At 70.7% G+C, this 17,076-nt stretch carries 15 protein-coding genes; 10 read left to right on the top strand and 5 right to left on the bottom strand.

Features of this window, described 5'->3' with window-relative positions; translation table 11 throughout:
- Positions 1-23 precede the first annotated feature (23 nt).
- The 5 genes from HALOF300_RS11425 (at position 24) to HALOF300_RS11445 (ending at position 5,420) form a co-directional block, all read left to right on the top strand.
- Positions 24-788, top strand: coding sequence for a D-glucuronyl C5-epimerase family protein (locus tag HALOF300_RS11425; RefSeq protein ID WP_156741069.1), 765 nt, complete (start codon positions 24-26; stop codon positions 786-788).
- A gap of 256 nt (positions 789-1,044) precedes the next feature.
- Entirely contained in the window at positions 1,045-1,821 is a 777-nt protein-coding gene (locus HALOF300_RS11430; RefSeq protein ID WP_156741070.1) for a glycosyltransferase family protein, read from the top strand.
- Positions 1,818-3,035: a glycosyltransferase family 4 protein gene (locus HALOF300_RS11435; RefSeq protein ID WP_156741071.1), complete on the top strand. Its 1,218-nt coding sequence runs from the start codon at positions 1,818-1,820 to the stop codon at positions 3,033-3,035. The genes HALOF300_RS11430 and HALOF300_RS11435 overlap by 4 nt, the downstream gene beginning before the upstream one ends.
- Positions 3,036-3,214: 179 nt before the next feature.
- A complete protein-coding gene (locus HALOF300_RS11440; protein ID WP_197522489.1) occupies positions 3,215-4,801 on the top strand; it encodes a polysaccharide biosynthesis tyrosine autokinase in 1,587 nt (528 codons plus the stop codon).
- A gap of 40 nt (positions 4,802-4,841) precedes the next feature.
- A complete protein-coding gene (locus HALOF300_RS11445; protein WP_156741073.1) occupies positions 4,842-5,420 on the top strand; it encodes an arsenate-mycothiol transferase ArsC in 579 nt (192 codons plus the stop codon).
- Between the two features lie 6 nt (positions 5,421-5,426).
- Here the strand turns inward: HALOF300_RS11445 and HALOF300_RS11450 are convergent, their stop codons facing one another.
- Positions 5,427-6,380, bottom strand: coding sequence for a beta propeller repeat protein (locus HALOF300_RS11450; RefSeq protein ID WP_156741074.1), 954 nt, complete (start codon positions 6,378-6,380; stop codon positions 5,427-5,429).
- Between the two features lie 440 nt (positions 6,381-6,820).
- On the opposite strand from HALOF300_RS11450, the gene HALOF300_RS11455 reads away from it, so the two are divergent.
- Positions 6,821-9,097 (top strand): helicase-associated domain-containing protein, encoded by a 2,277-nt coding sequence (locus HALOF300_RS11455; RefSeq protein ID WP_156741075.1) that lies wholly within the window; start codon positions 6,821-6,823, stop codon positions 9,095-9,097.
- A gap of 114 nt (positions 9,098-9,211) precedes the next feature.
- Positions 9,212-10,534: a UDP-glucose dehydrogenase family protein gene (locus tag HALOF300_RS11460; protein WP_156741076.1), complete on the top strand. Its 1,323-nt coding sequence runs from the start codon at positions 9,212-9,214 to the stop codon at positions 10,532-10,534.
- 69 nt (positions 10,535-10,603) lie between these two features.
- On the opposite strand, the gene HALOF300_RS11465 is transcribed toward HALOF300_RS11460, so the two are convergent.
- Positions 10,604-11,809, bottom strand: a complete 1,206-nt coding sequence (locus tag HALOF300_RS11465) for a serine hydrolase domain-containing protein (RefSeq protein WP_156741077.1) — start codon at positions 11,807-11,809, stop codon at positions 10,604-10,606.
- Positions 11,810-11,915: 106 nt separating this feature from the next.
- On the opposite strand from HALOF300_RS11465, the gene HALOF300_RS11470 reads away from it, so the two are divergent.
- The gene (locus tag HALOF300_RS11470; RefSeq protein ID WP_156741078.1) at positions 11,916-12,200 is read left to right on the top strand and encodes a hypothetical protein; all 285 of its coding nucleotides are present in this window, start codon (positions 11,916-11,918) and stop codon (positions 12,198-12,200) included.
- Between the two features lie 20 nt (positions 12,201-12,220).
- Here HALOF300_RS11470 and mgrA read toward each other — a convergent pair whose 3' ends face one another.
- Positions 12,221-13,264: an L-glyceraldehyde 3-phosphate reductase gene (gene mgrA / locus HALOF300_RS11475; protein ID WP_156741079.1), complete on the bottom strand. Its 1,044-nt coding sequence runs from the start codon at positions 13,262-13,264 to the stop codon at positions 12,221-12,223.
- 165 nt (positions 13,265-13,429) lie between these two features.
- Between mgrA and HALOF300_RS11480 the strand changes: the two genes are divergently transcribed.
- Both HALOF300_RS11480 and HALOF300_RS11485 read left to right on the top strand, forming a co-directional pair.
- Entirely contained in the window at positions 13,430-14,797 is a 1,368-nt protein-coding gene (locus tag HALOF300_RS11480; protein WP_156741080.1) for an FAD-binding oxidoreductase, read from the top strand.
- A gap of 56 nt (positions 14,798-14,853) precedes the next feature.
- Complete coding sequence (locus HALOF300_RS11485; RefSeq protein ID WP_156741081.1) at positions 14,854-15,747, top strand: sigma-70 family RNA polymerase sigma factor; 894 nt, start codon at positions 14,854-14,856, stop codon at positions 15,745-15,747.
- Here the strand turns inward: HALOF300_RS11485 and HALOF300_RS11490 are convergent.
- Complete coding sequence (locus HALOF300_RS11490) at positions 15,734-16,393, bottom strand: aspartate/glutamate racemase family protein (RefSeq protein ID WP_197522490.1); 660 nt, start codon at positions 16,391-16,393, stop codon at positions 15,734-15,736. The two genes, HALOF300_RS11485 and HALOF300_RS11490, sit on opposite strands and share 14 nt — an antisense overlap.
- Positions 16,390-17,076, bottom strand: a complete 687-nt coding sequence (locus HALOF300_RS11495; protein ID WP_156741082.1) for an AroM family protein — start codon at positions 17,074-17,076, stop codon at positions 16,390-16,392. The genes HALOF300_RS11490 and HALOF300_RS11495 overlap by 4 nt, the downstream gene beginning before the upstream one ends.

Consider the following 17,076-nt stretch of genomic DNA (forward strand, 5'->3'; position numbering starts at 1 on the left):
CAACTGACGCCCGCGGTGCAGTGATGGTGGGTCAGGACGATGGCACGCCCTGGCTTCATCCTGTTGCGACCAGCTTCGCCCTGCTTGCGCGGCTTCAGGCCACTCCACAGCGTTCGGACGGCAAGATCATCGAGGCTTCAGTTCGTAGCCTCATCGAGGCCCAGCAATCAGATGGTTCGTGGCGCTACCCGGTGGCAGTGCCGAGGTACGGTGCGCGCCCAGGATGGTCCTCCGGTATGGCCCAGGGACTCGCGATCTCTGCATTGACGCGGTCGATCGCGGTGCTCGCGGATACCACGCTCGCAGCCACGATCGAAGCCAGTGTCCGTCGCGCGCACGATCACCTGATGCTGCCGACAACCGGAGGTGGTTGCTCGATCTACGACGCTGCGGGAGCACCCTTCTTCGAGGAGTGCCCGGTCGAGCCAGTTCCCTACATCCTGAACGGCGCCTGTTTCGCACTGATCGGACTCTGGGACTTCGAGCGGGCCTTCGGAGGAGAGGCTGGCGCCCCAGCGGCGCGTCGGCTGTCTGCGCTGCTGCCCGCATGGGATCTGGGGTACTGGTCACGCTACGACCTCCTATCGGGCGCCCCAAGTTCACCTGATTACCACAGTCTGCACGTTTCATTACTACGGGTTCTCGCCGCCCTCTACGCCGAGGACTTCGCCGAGTACGAAGCCCGCTTCAGGCGGTACCGCACGTCACGACCTCGCAGATGGAAGGCGTTGGCTGTGCTCGCTGTTGAGCGGTTGGTCGTGCCAGTCGAGGTACGGCATGGGACGTGACAAGCGGACAGTTCGACTCGTCGCGCCGCGCCGATCACCACACACATATACCTGGATGCGTGCATTCAGGTCGCGGGGATGGGAGCCCGAGCTCGTTTCGTTGACCTCCGGCGGCCGCGCCGTGTCGTGGTGGTTGCTTCCATGGCGCGCACTCAGCGGCCGATTCAGCCCGAGACCCGCAGTAACCGTATTTCAGTCCATGGGTGCCCACGGTCTCCTGGGTGCGCTCCTACCGCGGTCTCAACGGAGCGTTGTCGTGCCTTGGGGTAGCGAGGTTCAGGCCGCTCGACGGTCGCGGTGGCGCTCCTGGATCGGCGGCTTCATTCTCCGGCGGGCCGACATCGCCCTAGTGACATCACACGATATGGCGGAGACGCTGCGGACTCTCTGGCCGGCGTCGGCTCCTGAGGTCATGGTCATCTCGTGGGGCGTTTCCGAAGCCGCGCTGCGGCGACATGACCACGCGGCGGCGCGGCACACTGTTGAGGCAGAAGCGACCGTCGACCACGACGCGACCGTCGTGCTAGCCCCACGCGGGGTCGGAAGCGTCTATCGCCATCCCGTTGTCCTCGAGGCATTCCGGCGAGCGCGCAGCACGAGGCTCGATCTCCACCTACTCGTGATCGACACCAGACGCACGGATGTCACCGACTACGAATCATCCGACACCGATGGAGTCACGATCCTCCCCATGCAGCCGCGGTCGGAATTTCACACACTCCTCGCCGGAGTTGACTGTGTGGTATCGATCCCCGCCGCCGACCAGCGCTCAACTGCCGTACTCGAAGCGATAGCCATTGGTGCGCGCGTACTTCTGAGTGACATTGCGGTGTATAGAGAGCTTCGGGTCGATGGCGCCGATGTCGACATCCTCGGAGAACCTGTCCTGGAAGCCCTGACGCTGGCCTTTCGCTCAATCAAGCCGATGTCGCCCGCTGCACGGGAAGCGAACCAACAGTGGGCTCGGACCCACGAACGGGAGTCGATCCAGTTCGATCGGATCGTGATGGCGTGCACCAAGGGCGTCCGATGAAGATCGCCCTCGTCAACCAGTACGTGGTCCCGCCCGGCGCAGGTGGCGGCTCCCGTCACCTGGACCTGGCGCGCGAATGGGCGGCGGCGGGCGACTCTGTCGAAATCGTCTCAGGTTCGTTCAACCACTTCGCGCAGGAGACTCGTCAGCGGCACCGTCGCACAGTCTCGGTGCACGATGGCGTTCGCATCCACCCGCTCTGGACACCGGGATACCGTGGAAATGGCGCGCGCCGGGTTGTGGACATGGTCTGGTTCGGTGCACGCTCGGCGCTGCGTCGCCGATCCCTGAGCGACGTTGACATCGTGATTGGATCCTCGCCTCATCCGTTGGCGGCCTGCGCCGCCGCGATCGTCGCGAGACGCTTGGAGGTTCCATTCGTCTATGAGGTCCGCGACCTTTGGCCGGAGACTCTGATCGACCTCGGATCCATGCAACGCGACGGCGTCGCCGCCCGCTCGCTCTTCGCGATCGAGGCATGGCTCGTGCGCACGGCCGCAGTCACGGTCGGGGTGCCACCTCTGATGCGGTCGTACCTTGACTCGCGGGACCTCCAACCGCGCCGGTACGTGCACATCCCGAACGGTGCCGTCCTATCGGACGAGAGTTCCAACGACCGACCGCATCGAGCCTCACGACTGATCGAGGATCTGGTCGCGAGAGGTAGAACGGTCTTCGTCTACGCGGGGTCGCTCGGTCGAGCGAACGGCGTGGAGGCGGCGCTCGTGGCAGCGGCTCGGCTCGAGTCCCACGGCGCCGACCTCGTTGTGCTCGGGGATGGACCGGAACGTCGCGACCTTGAGGAACTCGTGGCGAAGTTGGGTTCCACGAATGTCCATTTCACCGGCCAAGTGCCCAAGCCGGCCGCCATCGCATGCATGAACGCTGCCAGCGCTTGCATCTTCCACCTTCTCGATGCGCCGGTCTTCAAGTACGGGCTCAGTCCGAACAAACTCATCGATTACCTCGCGGCTGGTCGCCCACTGATTTACGCCGGCCCCGACGTCGAGAATCCGGGTACCCAGTCCGGTGCGTGCGTCATAGCACGACCTGGCGACGCCGAATCGATCGCCGAGGCGATGCGATCGATCATCTCCATGCCCACCGAAGTACGCGAGGAGTTGGGCTCCAAGGCCCGCGACCATGCGATTCGGGAGCATTCAATTTCGAATCTCGCGGTCCGATACCGCGATGTCCTGAATGAATGTGTATGAACGGCGGAGCAGCACCGGTCCATCATCGTGGCCATCGTTCGCGACGACCTCGAGCCGTCACGGGATCAGCCCGCACGGTGCGCCCGACCGACACACCGTAGTATGGACGGACGTGTCATCCGGCCGGGGTGATGTCATGGCCGGTTGGCTGGATGCAACCCAGTGGGCTTGGAGAATTCGTGGATCTGCGGGACTACCTGACACTGATCCGAAAGCGTTGGATCGGTGTCGCGATCGTGACGCTCGCCGTCCTCGCAGTCACGTCGATCGTCACCGTCCTATCTCCGACGAACTACACCGCTCGGACGACCATCTTCTTCGCGGTCCAAGGGGGTGGATCCGTGAGCGACCTGGTGCAGGGCTCCACGTATGCTGAGAAGCAAGTCCAGTCATATGCCGAGGTGGCCGTCGCTCCAATCGTCCTAGCACCAGTGATCGACGAACTCGGGCTGAACACCACTGTCGGCGCGCTAGCACAGCAGGTCACGGCAAGCGTTCCGGCCGGAACGGTCATCATCGAGATCTCCGTGGTCGATGAGAACCCCAGTCGAGCCGCCGACATCGCCAACGCCATCGGATCAGAACTCTCCGATGCAGTCGCCGCACTATCGCCGAGCGGACCGGATGGCGTCGAATCGGTCCGTGCAACCACGATCTCCTCAGCTACCGTGCCGGTCGCCCCAAGTTCGCCCAACGTCCCGCGGAACCTGTTGCTGGGAACTCTCCTGGGTGCCGCTCTCGGAATCGGGCTCGCGATCCTTCGGGAAGTGATGAACACCAAGGTCCGAACGGAAGAGGATGTGTCACGGGTCACAGATGCCTCGATCGTCGCCACGATCGGCTTCGACAGCGACGCATCGGCCCATCCGCTGATCGTGCAGGCCGACCCGCACTCGGCTCGAGCCGAAGCGTACCGTCGACTGCGCACGAACCTCCAGTTCCTGGACATCGCAGATCGCTCGCATTCCATCGTCATCACGTCGTCCCTGCCGGGCGAGGGCAAGTCGACCACGTCCATCAACCTCGCCATCGCGTTGGCGGAGGCCGGCACCCGTGTCCTGTTGGTCGACGCAGACCTTCGGCGGCCGCAGGTGGCGAAGTACATGCAACTCGAAGGCCGGGTCGGGCTGACAACAGTTCTCATCGGTCGGGCTCAGCTCGCCGACGTGGTTCAGCCATGGGGCGCGGGGAATCTGCATGTCCTGCCCTCCGGACGCGTGCCACCGAACCCAAGCGAACTGCTCGGTTCACGTGCGATGGAGACACTCATGGAGTCAGCCGCTCAGGAGTACGACGTGATTCTGCTCGATGCGCCACCCCTGCTCCCCGTAACAGACAGCGCAGTTCTTGCGGGCAAGGCCGGCGGAGCGCTCGTCGTGATCGGAAGCGACGAATTGCACCTGAGTCAACTCGAGGATTCGCTCGAGTCACTGGAAGCAGTCGACACCCGACTCCTGGGTCTGGTCCTGAACAAGGTACGGAAAATGCACGCTGGAAACTACGTCGAATACGACTACAGGTCCACCTATGCGTCACATGCGACACGTGGAACGCGAGTGAAGGGCCATCGGAGGCGAGGCAACCCGCGGCCGACGACCGAACTGGAGTCCTCACCCCGGACTAGGCCCCCCGTCGACGTCCGGGAACCCCAATCCGTCGCCAGCGGCTCACACACCACGGGCGTGTCCGGAGCCCAGTCACCACCACCGACGATCCCCCCTCGGCGTGCCAGCACCGACGGTAGACGTGGCACGAACCAGCACTAACCCAGACGTCGACCGCGGCACTCAACCGAGGCACACCGATATGACGAGTCCCGAGCACTTTCCTTTCGCCGTCCTCGTGATGTGCACAGGCAACATCTGCCGGTCCCCCGCCGTCGAACGGCTCCTGACCGCCGGGCTCGACGCCAGTGTCTACGTGCGCAGCGCGGGCACCCACGCCATGGTGGGTGAGCCGATATCCGCGCCGATGGGGCCACTCATCAAGGCCGCCGGGGCCAACCCCGACCATTTCGCAGCGCGGCAGGTGACCGAGACGACCGTTCGGCAGGCGGATCTCGTGCTGACCATGACGCGGGAGCATCGGGGCGCAGCCGTGGATCTGTGGCCCGGAGCGGTGCGCCGCACCTTCACGCTGCGGGAGTATGCCCGAGCGCTCGGGTTCATCAACCTGAGCGAAGTTCCCACCGGATTGAGCCAGGGACAGCGCCTGGCGGCCGTGACTCCGATGGCCGCGGTGATGCGGGGCCAGGGCCAGCCGCATGACCCGAAGGACGATGACGTGGTCGACCCCTACCGGGAGTCGCCCGAGGTGTACCGACGCTCGTTCGAGCAGTTCGAACCCGCGGTTCGGACGATCGTCAGGATCGCCCGCGGCGACTGACGGCGGTCACCAGGTGGCACCGGCGTCGCTCGAGACGAGCACCTGTTCGCCGGCCCACAGCCAGGCGACTCCCTCGTTGAGGGCGAGCGCGACGGCTCCCGGCTGGGCGTCCGGCACCGGAGCGCACCCGGCCGCGTCGTTGAGCCCCGCGCCGTCCTCGGTGACGAACCGGACCGCGACGCCGTCGCACCCGTCCTCCAGCGACGCGAGCAGGTAGCCGGGGTTGCCGGCGTCGATGCTGAGCTGAGGTGCCACGGCCACTCCCCCGGCGATGCTGCCGGCCGAGGCCCAGGTCGCGCCCGCGTCACCGGTCAGGTGCACGGCGCCGTCCGTGCACAGCACCGCTGCTTGGGTGTTGGTCAGGCCGGCCACATCCACGACCTGCGTGGCGCACGGCGCGGCGGTGCCGCCGGGGCCGTGGACGGCGTTGCGGTCCGCGGGCTCGAGGTACCAGGCGCCGGGGAGTTCGTTGTCCTGGCTCTCCCACTCCGCGCCGGCGGAGCTCGTGATCGTGAAGGACGGTGCGCAGTCCCCGGCGCCGCCGATCGCGAACGCGGTCGTCTCGTCCAGAGCCTTGAGCCGGACGACCGGACCAAGGCCCGGGTCGGCGCTCGCCCAGGTCTGGCCACCGTCGCCGCTGAACTCCACCAGGCCCGGGGTCTCGCAATCGCCCACCATGGCCCGCCACCCGATCTGCGCGGAGGCGATCGTGAGGAGGCGGAGCGCCGGGACCGGCTCGACCGGCGCGGCGGTGGTGGGCTCGTCCTCGGGCGCAGCAGCGGTCGTCGAGGGATCCGGCGCCGGCGCGGTGGTGGTCGGTTCGGGCTGGGTCGGCGGGATGTAGGGGTCCGCGGCCGGCGGCGTCTGCGGCCGGAACAGCAACGCGATCAGAATGACGTTCAGGACCACGAGTGCGGCGAGGGCGAGCGCGGCCAGCCGGTTCTCCTGGAGCCATCGCATGATTGTGGATCCTAGGTGAGAGCGGCACACGTCCGCCCGCGAGGCGAACGCCATCACCCGCCCGCACGCGGCCGGCTGCGGGGTGAGGGCGGAACCTCACCCACCCTTCACCCGCCCGTATCGCGCGACGCCGGTCCGCCGTCGGGAAGTCTGGGACCCGTTCCCGCACCCGACACCGAGGTCGTCCGTCATGAGCACCAGCGCCAGGATCCGCCACCGCACGGTCCCGGTCCCCGGCAGCCCACAGCTCGAGCGCGATCGCGCCGAGGCTGGGCCTGCAGACACCTCGACGGACCGGCGCCCGCAGGCCCGGCCCGTGACCGGGAAGGCAGGTCCGGCACCGGCGCTGCGGCCCCGCTGACCCAGCCCGATCCCCGACGGTAGGCACTCACGTGCCGGCGGGAGCCGGCCGCCCAGGGTTGGCCCGTAGAATTGTGCGGATGACCACCCGCCCGAAAGCCGCCGGTCAGCCCGCCGACGGCGACGCCCTCGCGGCGGCCCTGCGCGGATGGGACGACGCCCGCCTGCTGAACCTCCTGACGGACCGCCCGGACCTGTCCAGCCCGGCGCCGAGTTCGGTGACCGCGATGATCACCCGGGCGGGCTCCCGGGCCTCGGTCAGCCGCGCCCTGGCTCACCTCGATGCTCCGACGCTGACGGTCGCCGAGGCCCTCGTGGTCGCCGACGAAGGAGCAGGCGTCCCCGCAGCCCGGCTCGCTGCCCTGCTCGGCACGGATGTGACCGGCTACCTGCAGCGTCTGCTCGACATCGCGCTGGCCACCGGCGACCTCGACGGCGCCCGGCCCGTACCCGCCCTCGCGGAGGCGATCGGCCCACACCCGCTGGGGCTCGGCCCGAGCCTGAGCGACCTGCCGGTCAATCTCGCCGACGGCTGGCCGACCACCAACCGGGCGCTCACCGCCGTGCTCGCGAAGGCGCCTCCCGGCCCGGTGCGGATGCTTGAGGCGCTGACCTGGGGGCCGCCGCTGGGCACCGTGACGAACGACATCCCGCCGGCAGCCCGGTGGCTGCTCGACGCGCACGTGCTGTACCGCATCGCGCCGACCCAGCTGGTCCTGCCGCGGGAGGTGGCGCTGGCCGCCCGGGGCGGCCGACTGGTCCGCGAGCTACGCACCGAGCCTCCCCTGCCCGCGGCGACCAGCCGCCCACCGGCGACGGTCGCCGCGGAGACGGTGCGCGTCGCCGAGGAGGCGATGCACGCCGTCGGGCTGGTCCTGGATGCCTGGACGAAGGACCCGCCGGCCGTGCTGCGCTCGGGCGGCCTGGGCGTGCGGGACCTGCGCCAGGTCGCGAGCGCGCTCGAGGCGTCGAGCGCCCGGGCCGCGTTCGTGGTGGAGCTCGCCGGGATGCTCGGGCTGCTCGGGCACTTCCACGACGTGGACGGCAGCGTCTGGGCCCCGGTCGCCGAGGCCGAGGACTGGCGCGAGGAGCCCATGCCGACCAGGTGGGCACGGACCGTGCGGGCCTGGCTGGACTCGCCGCGGACCCCGTGGCTGGCGGGTTCACGCACGGACAAGGGTGTGCTCCGCGCAGCCCTGGAACCGGACCTGGAGCGGGCCTGGGCGTCCCCGCTGCGGCGGCGGGTACTGGAGTCGGTGCGCGCCTGGCCGGAGCACGCCGTCCCGGACGCCGCGGCCGTGCACGCCCACGTCGCCTGGCACACGGCAAGGGCGGCGCCGCCGCTGAGTGCCGTGCAGGCGATCCTCGACGAGGCCGCCACGCTCGGCCTGACCGGCGCGGGCGCCCTCGGCGAGCCCAGCCGGCTGCTCCTCGACGGCGCCGGCGAGAAGGAGTTGGCCACCGCGTTCGCGCGGGACCTGCCGCCGTCGGTCGACGAGATCTTCGTGCAGGGAGACCTGAGCGGCATCGTGCCCGGCCGGCCGAGTGCCGCGTTGGCGGCCCTGCTCGCGACGAGCACCGACGTCGAGAGCCGCGGCGCCGCGCTGACCGTGCGGTTCACGGCGACCTCGATCCGGCGGGCCCTCGATTCCGGGCTCACGGCGCAGGCGCTGCTCGACCGGCTGCGGGAGGTCTCCCGCACCCCGTTGCCGCAGCCCTTGGAGTACCTGATCGCGGACACGGCCCGCACCCACGGGCAGGTGCGCGTCGGCTCCGCGCGAGCGTTCCTGCGCTCCGACGACGCCCGCGCCCTGACGGCGGTGCTCGCCGACGCCCGGCTGGCACACCTGGGGCTGCGGCTGATCGCCCCGACGGTGCTGGCCGCGCAGGCGAGCGCGCACGACGTCGCGGACGCCCTGCGCGCGGCGGGCATCGCCCCGCTCCTCGAGGGCGCCGACGGCGAGCTGCTGGTGCTCTCCTCCCGTGCCGTACGCGCGGCCCGGCCGGTCTCGGGCGCGGCAACGCCGAGCCCGACGGCGGCGCCGCTCGCCGAGGTGGTGGCGCTCATGCACGCCGGGGAGGAGCGGGCCCGGCGGCTGCTCACCGAGCGCGCCGCCCAGCCCGACCTGACCGACCCCGGCCGGTCGGTCGACCTGCTCCGCGCCGCCGCGGCGCACGGCACCGACGTGGACCTGGTGATGGCCGGCCCGAGCGGTCGCACCGAGCGGCGACGGGTACGCCCGGTGAGTGTGGACGGCGGCCGGGTGCGAGTGCGGGACCTGAGCCGGGACTCCGAGATCACCGTGGCCGTGCACCGGATCGCGGCAGTACGACCGGTGGGCCCGGCCCCGAACTGAGCGCCGCCGTTCCGAGCTCGCCCGGTCGCGTGTACTGTGCCGCCGGGCCCGACGGCTCCACCTTGCCGACCGATACGGTGCTCAGCGCGGTTGACCCGACCTAGGATGGCGATCATGCATATTTCGGTGATCGGTTGCGGCTACCTCGGGGCCGTGCACGCAACCTGTATGGCAGAGCTCGGACATGACGTGGTGGGGATCGACGTCGACGCCGGCAAGGTCGACCTCCTCAACAGCGGCAAGGCGCCGTTCCACGAGCCGGGGTTCGACGAGCTCCTCGAGCGTCAGGTCAACGGCGGGCGGCTGCGCTTCTCGACGGACTACGCCGACGCCCGCGGCGCGCAGGTGCACTTCATCGCGGTCGGCACGCCGCAGTCCGAGGAGGGCTACGCCGCGGACATGACCTACGTGGACGCGGCGGTCGCGGACCTGATCCCGCACCTGCTCGAGCACCCGGACGGCCCCACCCTGGTGGTCGGCAAGTCCACGGTCCCGGTCGGTACCGCGGCCCGCCTCGCCGCCCAGGTCGGCGGCTCCCCCGCACACCTGGTCTGGAACCCGGAGTTCCTGCGCGAGGGCTTCGCCGTGCAGGACACGCTCACCCCGGACCGCATCATCTACGGGCTCCCCGGCGACCCGGACGCCGCCGAGGCATCCAGCGCGGTGCTCGACGCCGTGTACGCATCGATGCTGGCGGCGGGCATCCCGCGGCTGACCGCGGACTACGCCACCGCGGAGCTGGTGAAGGTGGCCGCCAACTCGTTCCTGGCCACGAAGATCTCGTTCATCAACGCGATGGCCGAGCTGTGCGAGGCCACCGGCGCGGACGTCACCGTGCTGGCCGAGGCGATCGGGCACGACGACCGTATCGGCCCGAAGTTCCTGCGCGCCGGGGTCGGCTTCGGCGGCGGGTGCCTGCCCAAGGACATCCGGGCGTTCATGGCCCGCGCGGGCGAGCTCGGCGTGGACCAGGCCCTGACGTTCCTGCGCGAGGTGGACACCATCAACACCCGGCGCCGCACGGCCGCCGTCGAACTCGCGCACCGCCTCCTCGGCGGCACGTTCAGCGGGAAGCGGGTCGCCGTGCTCGGTGCCGCGTTCAAGCCCGACTCCGACGACATGCGCAACTCCCCCGCCCTGGACATCGCGAATGCCATCGCCGGACAGGGCGCCCGGGTGATCATCACCGACCCGGCGGCCGGACCGAAGCTCGCGAAGTCCCGGCCGGACATGGAGGTGGCCGCGGACGCGTTCGAGGCGGCCAGGGACGCGGACCTGGTGCTCCTGCTCACCGAGTGGCGCCAGTTCCGAGACCTCGACCCGGCCGAGCTGCGGGAGGTGGTCGCCTCTCCGCAGATCATCGACGGGCGCAACGTCCTCGATCCGGCCGCCTGGCGGGCCGCTGGCTGGACCTACCACGGGGTGGGCCGCCCGTAACGCGGCAGGCTCTCGCGGCGAGAGTGCTGTAGCGGCAGCCACCACAGCACTCTCGACCGCGCGAGCGGCTCAACTCACCGGCACCGACTCGGCGAGCGCCTTCCAGAATGCTTCGATCACCGCCGTCGGGACCGGGGCCGCCCACGCCTCGTTCGTGAGCAGCACCGCGCTCAGGCCGCGCGCGGTGTCGTTGCGCCAGGCGGACCCGAGGCCGCCGTCCCAGCCGTAACTGCCCACGACCGACGGCGTCGGCGACAGCGCGACACCCACGCCCAGGCCCCAGCCGGTGCTCCCGTCCGGGCTCGGGCTGTTGGCGGCGAGCTGCGCCGTCGTCAGCCGGTTCGTCGTCAACGCGGCAACACTGCCCGGCAGCAGCACCCGAGTCCCGCCGGTCGCACCGCCGTCGCGGAGCATCACGCCGAACGCCAGCAGGTCGTCGACCGTGGAGACGAGCCCGGCGTCGCCGCCCTCGAAGACCGGCGCCGAGGCCCACTGCCCGTCCGCGGCGTCGTAGATACCGGCGATCCCGGTCTCCGGATCCGGCGGCCAGAAGCAGGCACCGAACCGCTCGGACTGCTCCGTCGGGACACTGAAGCCGGTGTCCCGCATGCGGAGCGGCCCGAGCACCCGCTCGGCCAGCACACTGCCGAGGGAGGTCCCGGTGGCCCGGGCGATCAGGACCCCGAGCACCTCCGCGCCGGTGTTGTACAGCCACCGTTCCCCCGGCTGGTGCCGTAGCGGGAACGTACCGAGCAGGGCGAGCCACTCGTCGGCCGGCAGGTGCCGTTGCGGCGCCGGCGGGCCCGCGGAGAGTCCAGCCTCGGTCATCGCCTCGTCCAGCGGCGTCGGTGAACCCCACGCGCGGAAGTCCATCCCGTGCCCGAGTCGGAACGAGAGCACGTCCTCGACCGTGATCGGCCGGCTCACGGGCTCGGTCTCCTCGAGCGGGCCGTCGGGGCGGACCAGCACGCGGCGGTCCGCGAGCTCGGGAAGGAGGTCGTCGACCGGTGCGTCGAGCGCGAGAGTGCCGTCCTCCACCAGGGCGAGCGCGGCGACGGCGGTGACCGGCTTGGTCACGGAGCTGATCCGGTAGATGGTGTCGGCCGCCGTCGCCCGGCTGTGCCCGGCGTCAAGGTGACCGAGCGCGCCGACCCGGCGCTCGCCGTCGACGTCGATGCCCCAGGTGAGCCCGCACGGGCTCCCACCCTCGACGATCGGGGCGAGCGCGGTGGTCAGCGCCTCGGCGGCGCGGTCTGCCATGGTGCGGTTGCTCATCGGTTCCCTTCCGGTGGTGTGCGCCCAGACAGACCCGCCGCCGGGCCGGAACTCATCGCGGCACTGCCCCGTGCGCGATCCCCCCAGCGAACGGCACCCTGTCGCGATGGATGCACTCAACGACGCAGTGCTGACCGCCGGCGACGCGTTCTGGACGTGGTTGGTGCTGCCGATCGTGGCGCTTCTCGGCCTGTACTTCACCGTGCGTACCGGCGTGGTGCAGTCGCCGACCCTGCCCCAGATGTTCCGCACGCTGACCGATCAGACCCGGTCTTCACCCCGTGACCGGGTGCCGGATCTGGACGGCATCGAAATGCTGGGGGGACGAGCTCTCGGTGACCGGACCGGTCCCGGTGATCGAGACCTCCGCCGCCCGCCAGAGCTGAGTTGACGGCGTTGGTCCCGGCGCGCTCAGCCCTTGCGTGAGGACGACCAGAGGTCGACCGGCGAGTCGGGCTGCTTCTCGCCGAGCACGGCCTCGATCGCCTCGAGCTCATCGCCGGAGAACTCGAGGTTGTCGAGTGCGCCGAGGCTGTCCTCGAGCTGGCCCACACTGCTGGCCCCGATGAGCACCGAGGTCACCCGCTCGTCGCGCAGACCCCAGGCGAGTGCGAGCTGGGCCAGACTCTGCCCGCGACCGGACGCGACCTCGTTGAGCGCGCGGATCTTGGCGAGCGCCTGCTCCGTGAGCTGATCCGGGTTCAGCGACTTGTGCTGGCTGGCCCGCGACCCCTCGGGGATACCGCCCAGGTACTTGTCCGTGAGCATGCCCTGGGCGAGCGGGGAGAACGCGATGCAACCGGCGCCGACGTCCTCGAGGGCGTCCAGCAGTCCCTCGGTCTCGATCCACCGGTTCAGCATCGAGTAGGACGGCTGGTGGATCAGCAGTGGGGTGCCCAGGTCGGCCAGGATCTGCGCGGCGCGGCGGGTGTCCTCGGGCGAGTAGGACGAGATCCCCGCGTAGAGCGCCTTGCCCTGCTGCACCGCGGTGTGCAGGGCGCCCATCGTCTCCTCGAGCGGCGTGGTCGGGTCGAAGCGGTGCGAGTAGAAGATGTCGACGTACTCCAGGCCCATCCGGGTCAGGGACGCCTCCAGGCTGGCGAGCACGTACTTGCGCGAGCCGCCGCCCTGCCCGTACGGGCCCGGCCACATGTCGTAGCCCGCCTTGGAGGAGATGACCAGCTCGTCGCGGAACGGCCGGAAGTCCGCGGCGAGGTGACGGCCGAAGTTGGCCTCCGCGGAGCCGTACGGCGGGCCGTAGTTGTTCGCCAGGTCGAAGTGGGTGACACCGAGGTCGAACGCGCGCCGCAGGATGGCCCGCTGCCGATCCATCGGCACGTCGTCGCCGAAGTTGTGCCAGAGCCCGAGGGAGATCGCGGGCAGATCCAGGCCGCTGCGGCCCACCCGGCGGTAGGTCGCGTTGTCGTACCGGTTCGGCTCAGGGGTGTAGGTCATCGTTCCTTCTTCGGTGAAGCCGGCATGGAGTCGCCCAGCGGACGGGCCGCGTCCGCCGGTGTCCGGTCGTGTACCAACCGTAGTACCGGTCACATTCCGCGACCGGTCGTCGTCCTCCAGGTGAACCGTCGTCCGACGGTGTCACCGCAGAGGAAGGAACAACCCATGACGTCAGCTCTGGACGCCTTGCGTCAGGACTTCACCGGAACGGTCATCGAGCCGGGCACGCCGGCCTACGACGGCGCCCGTCGCACGGCGCTCGCCTTCGGCACCCCCGACCTGGTGCTGCGCCCGGCCGACACGTCCGATGTGCGGCGCGCCATCGCCTTCGCCGCCGCGGAACGGATGCCGCTCGCGGTCCGCGGGGGCGGGCACGCGTTCGCCGGGTTCGGCACCCTCGACTCAGGCGCCGTCCTCGACCTCTCGAACCTCGCGGGCGTCGAGGTCGACCGGGACTCGGGACGGGTGCGCGTCGGCGGTGGTGCGACGTGGGCGCAGGTCGCGACCGCCCTCGCTCCGCACGATCTGGTCATCTCCTCCGGGGACACCTCTAGCGTCGGGGTCGGCGGTCTGACCCTCTCCGGCGGCATCGGCTGGCTGGTCCGGAAACACGGACTGACCCTGGACAGCCTCGTCGCGGCAGAGATCGTGACCGCGGACGCCGCGGTCCGGACCGTGGACGCCGACCGGCACCCCGAACTCTTCTGGGCACTGCGCGGCGGAGGCGGGAACTTCGGGGTCGTGACGTCCTTCGACTTCCAGGCACGTCCCGGCGCTGGTGTCCGGTTCGGGCGGATCGCGTTCCCTGCCGACGAGGTGGGCGCCGTCCTACCCGCCTGGGCGGACCTCATGCGCACGGCGCCGCACGAGCTGACCTCCATCGTGAACCTCGCCAACCCGTTCGCGGGCGGCCGTGAGGCGCCGGTGGAGGTGGTGGTCGCGGTCCACGGTGAGGACGCGAGCGCGGCCGAGGCCGTACTCGAGCCCATCCGCCGGCTCGGCACCCTCGTCGCCGACGACGTCACCCAGCACCGGTACTCGGACATCCTCGTCGATGGCGCGATGCTCCCGCCGGGCCTGCGTATCTCGGCGAGCAATGCCTTCGTCGCTCGGGGCGGGGCGAGGGCGGCGATGGAGATCCTCGCTCGCCGGGCGCGAGACGAGGCACCGCCAGCGATCGCCGTGCGCAGTCTCGGCGGTGCGATGTCGCAGGTTCCGCCGGACGCCACGGCGTTCGGCCACCGGTCGGCGGAGTTCCTGGTCGTCATCGCGGCCGCCGGCCCGGAGGCGGTCGTCGGCGCGGCCCAGGGCCCCATCCGGGACATCTGGCGCGAGCTCGCTCCGCATGTCGACGGCGCCTACGCGAACTTCCTCGATACAGCGACCGCCGCCGACGTCGAGGCCGTGTACCCGCCCGAGACGCTCCGCCGACTGCGCGCGATCAAGCGGTCGTACGACCCGGGCAACGTGTTCGCCGGCAACCACAACGTCACGCCGGCACCCGCGAGCACCGCCGAACCGGCACTGCGGTAGCGTCGATGACGGCGCACAGCGCGAGCCGGCAGCGAACACCGGCGGCAAGGAGTGGGATGACCGGCGCATGCACCCCTGGGCAGGAGCGGAGCGAGGCAGGCGAGTTCGAGGCGCACCGCCGCTACCTCACGACGGTCGCGTACCGGATGCTTGGTTCGTTCACGGACGCGGAGGACGCGGTCCAGGAGGCCTGGCTGCGGCTCCAGCGGACCGATGCGACCACCATCGACGACCTCCGTCCCTGGCTCACCCAGGTGGTGAGCCGGATCTGCCTGGACACGCTCCGCTCCCGCGGGCGCCGCCGCGAGGAGCCGCTGGCCGAGGCGCCCGAAGGGCCGGGGACACGCGCCGATGATGACCCGGCGGCGAGGGCCGAGATCGCCGACGCGGTCGGCTACGCCCTCATGATCGTGCTGGACCAGCTCTCACCCGACGAGCGCCTCGCCTACGTCCTGCACGACGTGTTCGGGCTCCCGTTCGGCGAGATCGGCGAGGTTCTGGACCGGACCCCGCAGGCGGCGCGCAAACTCGCGAGCCGGAGCCGGGGCCGGATCCGCGGCACCGAGTCCGGCCGGCAACTGCGCCGCAGCGGCGAGGACCGGGCCCGGCAGCGGGCGGTGGTTGAGGCGTTCCTCGCGGCCGGCCGGGACGGCAATTTCGACGACCTGCTGTCGATCCTGCATCCCGACGTGGTGCTCCGGGTGGACCTGAGCACCGAGGCCGGCGGGGTGCGGATCGTCCGTGGCGCGGCCGAGGTCGCGAGCGGGGCGAAGCGCCACCGCGTGGGCGCCGCGGATCGCGAGTTCCGGATCGTCGAGATCGCGGACATGTTCGGCGTGCTCACCTACTCCGGCGGCAGGCCGACCGCCCTCCTGGTCATCACCTCGGAGAACGGCCTGATCACCCACCTGCATGCCCCGGCCTGGCCGCAGGAGGTCACCGAGATCTGACGTCGAGGGCGTCCGCGGCAACCAGGCCCGCGGCCCGGACCGCATCCACCACGGGCAGTCCGGTAGCGGCCCGGACCGGCTCGGCCAGATTCAGCGTGGTCAGCCCGGTGCAGGCGAACAGGATCGATGTGGCGCCGGCGTCCCGTAGCTCGATGGCGGCCTCGACCGCCGCCCGTGCTCCCGAAGCCGTGGTCAGTTCCGTGGTGCGGCTCACCCCGGTGGGCACGCGCGAGGCCACGAGCCGGTCGCCGAGCACCGCGGTGACGGACTCGGGCACCTCCTCGGTGATGCCGAGCACCCCGACGGCACCGCCCATCGCCATCGCGATCGCGGCACCCGCCGATCCGGCCCCGATGACCGGCACGTCCACCGCCGCCCGGGCCCAGGTGAGCCCCGGGTCCGCCGCGCACGAGATGATCACCGCGGCGGCACCCTCGGCGACCAGGGCTCGCGCGGCAGCGGGCATCTTCTGGGCTGCGGCCGCGAACGTGCGGTCGTCGTGGACGCCGTGGGGCTGGTCCGGGAGGCACGCGGTCACGGTGCCGTAGCCGTGGGCCTGCTCGAGCACCCGGCCGTGCGCCTCCAGGAACTGCCAGTCGTCGGAGGTGACCACGCGGATCACCCCGACGGTCAGGGGCGCGCTCACAGGACGGCGCCGAGGAGTCTGGCGGCGACGGAGCGGATGGTCACCACGGTGACGTCCGGCCCGACGGCGGCGGTCGCCGCTGCGCGCATGGTCTCGTCGAAGCCCATGCAGTCGAGCACGATCAGGTCTGCCTCCGTAGCGAGCGTCGCCGCCGCTGCGGCGATCGTCTCGACCGGGTCGGTATACGGGCTCGCCGAGGTGGCCGCGTTCGGGCGCACCCCGATGCTGGCCTCCCAGTGTTCGTACGCCTCGCCGGTCTGCTCGGGCAGCGGCCGCACCACCCCCAGCCGCGCGCCGGGGCCGAACCCGCCGAGCAGGCCCCGGACGCCGTCGTGCGCCAGGCGTTCCACCCCGAACAGCGGGCGCTCGTGCACAAGGGCCGGGAAGAGACCGCCGCACATCAGCAGGGTCAGGTCGGCGCCGTCGCGCTCGGCCCGGGAGACGGCCTCCTGCAGCAGTGGCACCGCCCGGTCGTGACCGAAGACCGCCGATCCGCCGTCACGCAGGCGTGAGGTGAGCGCGGACTCGCCGGGGCGCGGTGCGAGGGCGGTGATCTGGTCGGCGTCGAGGTCGTCCAGGGCGCCGTACTCGCGGATGTCGTCCGCCGGCAGCACCGGGAGGATCTCCGGGGTGACATCGGTGCGAGGTGCCTGGCCGATCGTGATCAGGGCGAGCGTGGTCAT

Origin of the sequence: Occultella aeris (assembly GCF_902703175.1) — a bacterium.
Classification (GTDB): domain Bacteria; phylum Actinomycetota; class Actinomycetes; order Actinomycetales; family Beutenbergiaceae; genus Occultella; species Occultella aeris.

What these genes read in the sequence shown, in the direction of transcription:
- HALOF300_RS11485 (WP_156741081.1), top strand. Translation starts at nt 14,854, where the DNA reads ATGACCGGCGCATGCACCCCTGGGCAGGAGCGGAGCGAGGCAGGCGAG.
- mgrA (WP_156741079.1), bottom strand. Translation starts at nt 13,264, where the DNA reads ATGACCTACACCCCTGAGCCGAACCGGTACGACAACGCGACCTACCGC.
- HALOF300_RS11445 (WP_156741073.1), top strand. Translation starts at nt 4,842, where the DNA reads ATGACGAGTCCCGAGCACTTTCCTTTCGCCGTCCTCGTGATGTGCACA.
- HALOF300_RS11480 (WP_156741080.1), top strand. Translation starts at nt 13,430, where the DNA reads ATGACGTCAGCTCTGGACGCCTTGCGTCAGGACTTCACCGGAACGGTC.
- HALOF300_RS11465 (WP_156741077.1), bottom strand. Translation starts at nt 11,809, where the DNA reads ATGAGCAACCGCACCATGGCAGACCGCGCCGCCGAGGCGCTGACCACC.
- HALOF300_RS11455 (WP_156741075.1), top strand. Translation starts at nt 6,821, where the DNA reads ATGACCACCCGCCCGAAAGCCGCCGGTCAGCCCGCCGACGGCGACGCC.
- HALOF300_RS11435 (WP_156741071.1), top strand. Translation starts at nt 1,818, where the DNA reads ATGAAGATCGCCCTCGTCAACCAGTACGTGGTCCCGCCCGGCGCAGGT.
- HALOF300_RS11450 (WP_156741074.1), bottom strand. Translation starts at nt 6,380, where the DNA reads ATGCGATGGCTCCAGGAGAACCGGCTGGCCGCGCTCGCCCTCGCCGCA.
- HALOF300_RS11470 (WP_156741078.1), top strand. Translation starts at nt 11,916, where the DNA reads ATGGATGCACTCAACGACGCAGTGCTGACCGCCGGCGACGCGTTCTGG.
- HALOF300_RS11495 (WP_156741082.1), bottom strand. Translation starts at nt 17,076, where the DNA reads ATGACCACGCTCGCCCTGATCACGATCGGCCAGGCACCTCGCACCGAT.
- HALOF300_RS11425 (WP_156741069.1), top strand. Translation starts at nt 24, where the DNA reads ATGGTGGGTCAGGACGATGGCACGCCCTGGCTTCATCCTGTTGCGACC.
- HALOF300_RS11460 (WP_156741076.1), top strand. Translation starts at nt 9,212, where the DNA reads ATGCATATTTCGGTGATCGGTTGCGGCTACCTCGGGGCCGTGCACGCA.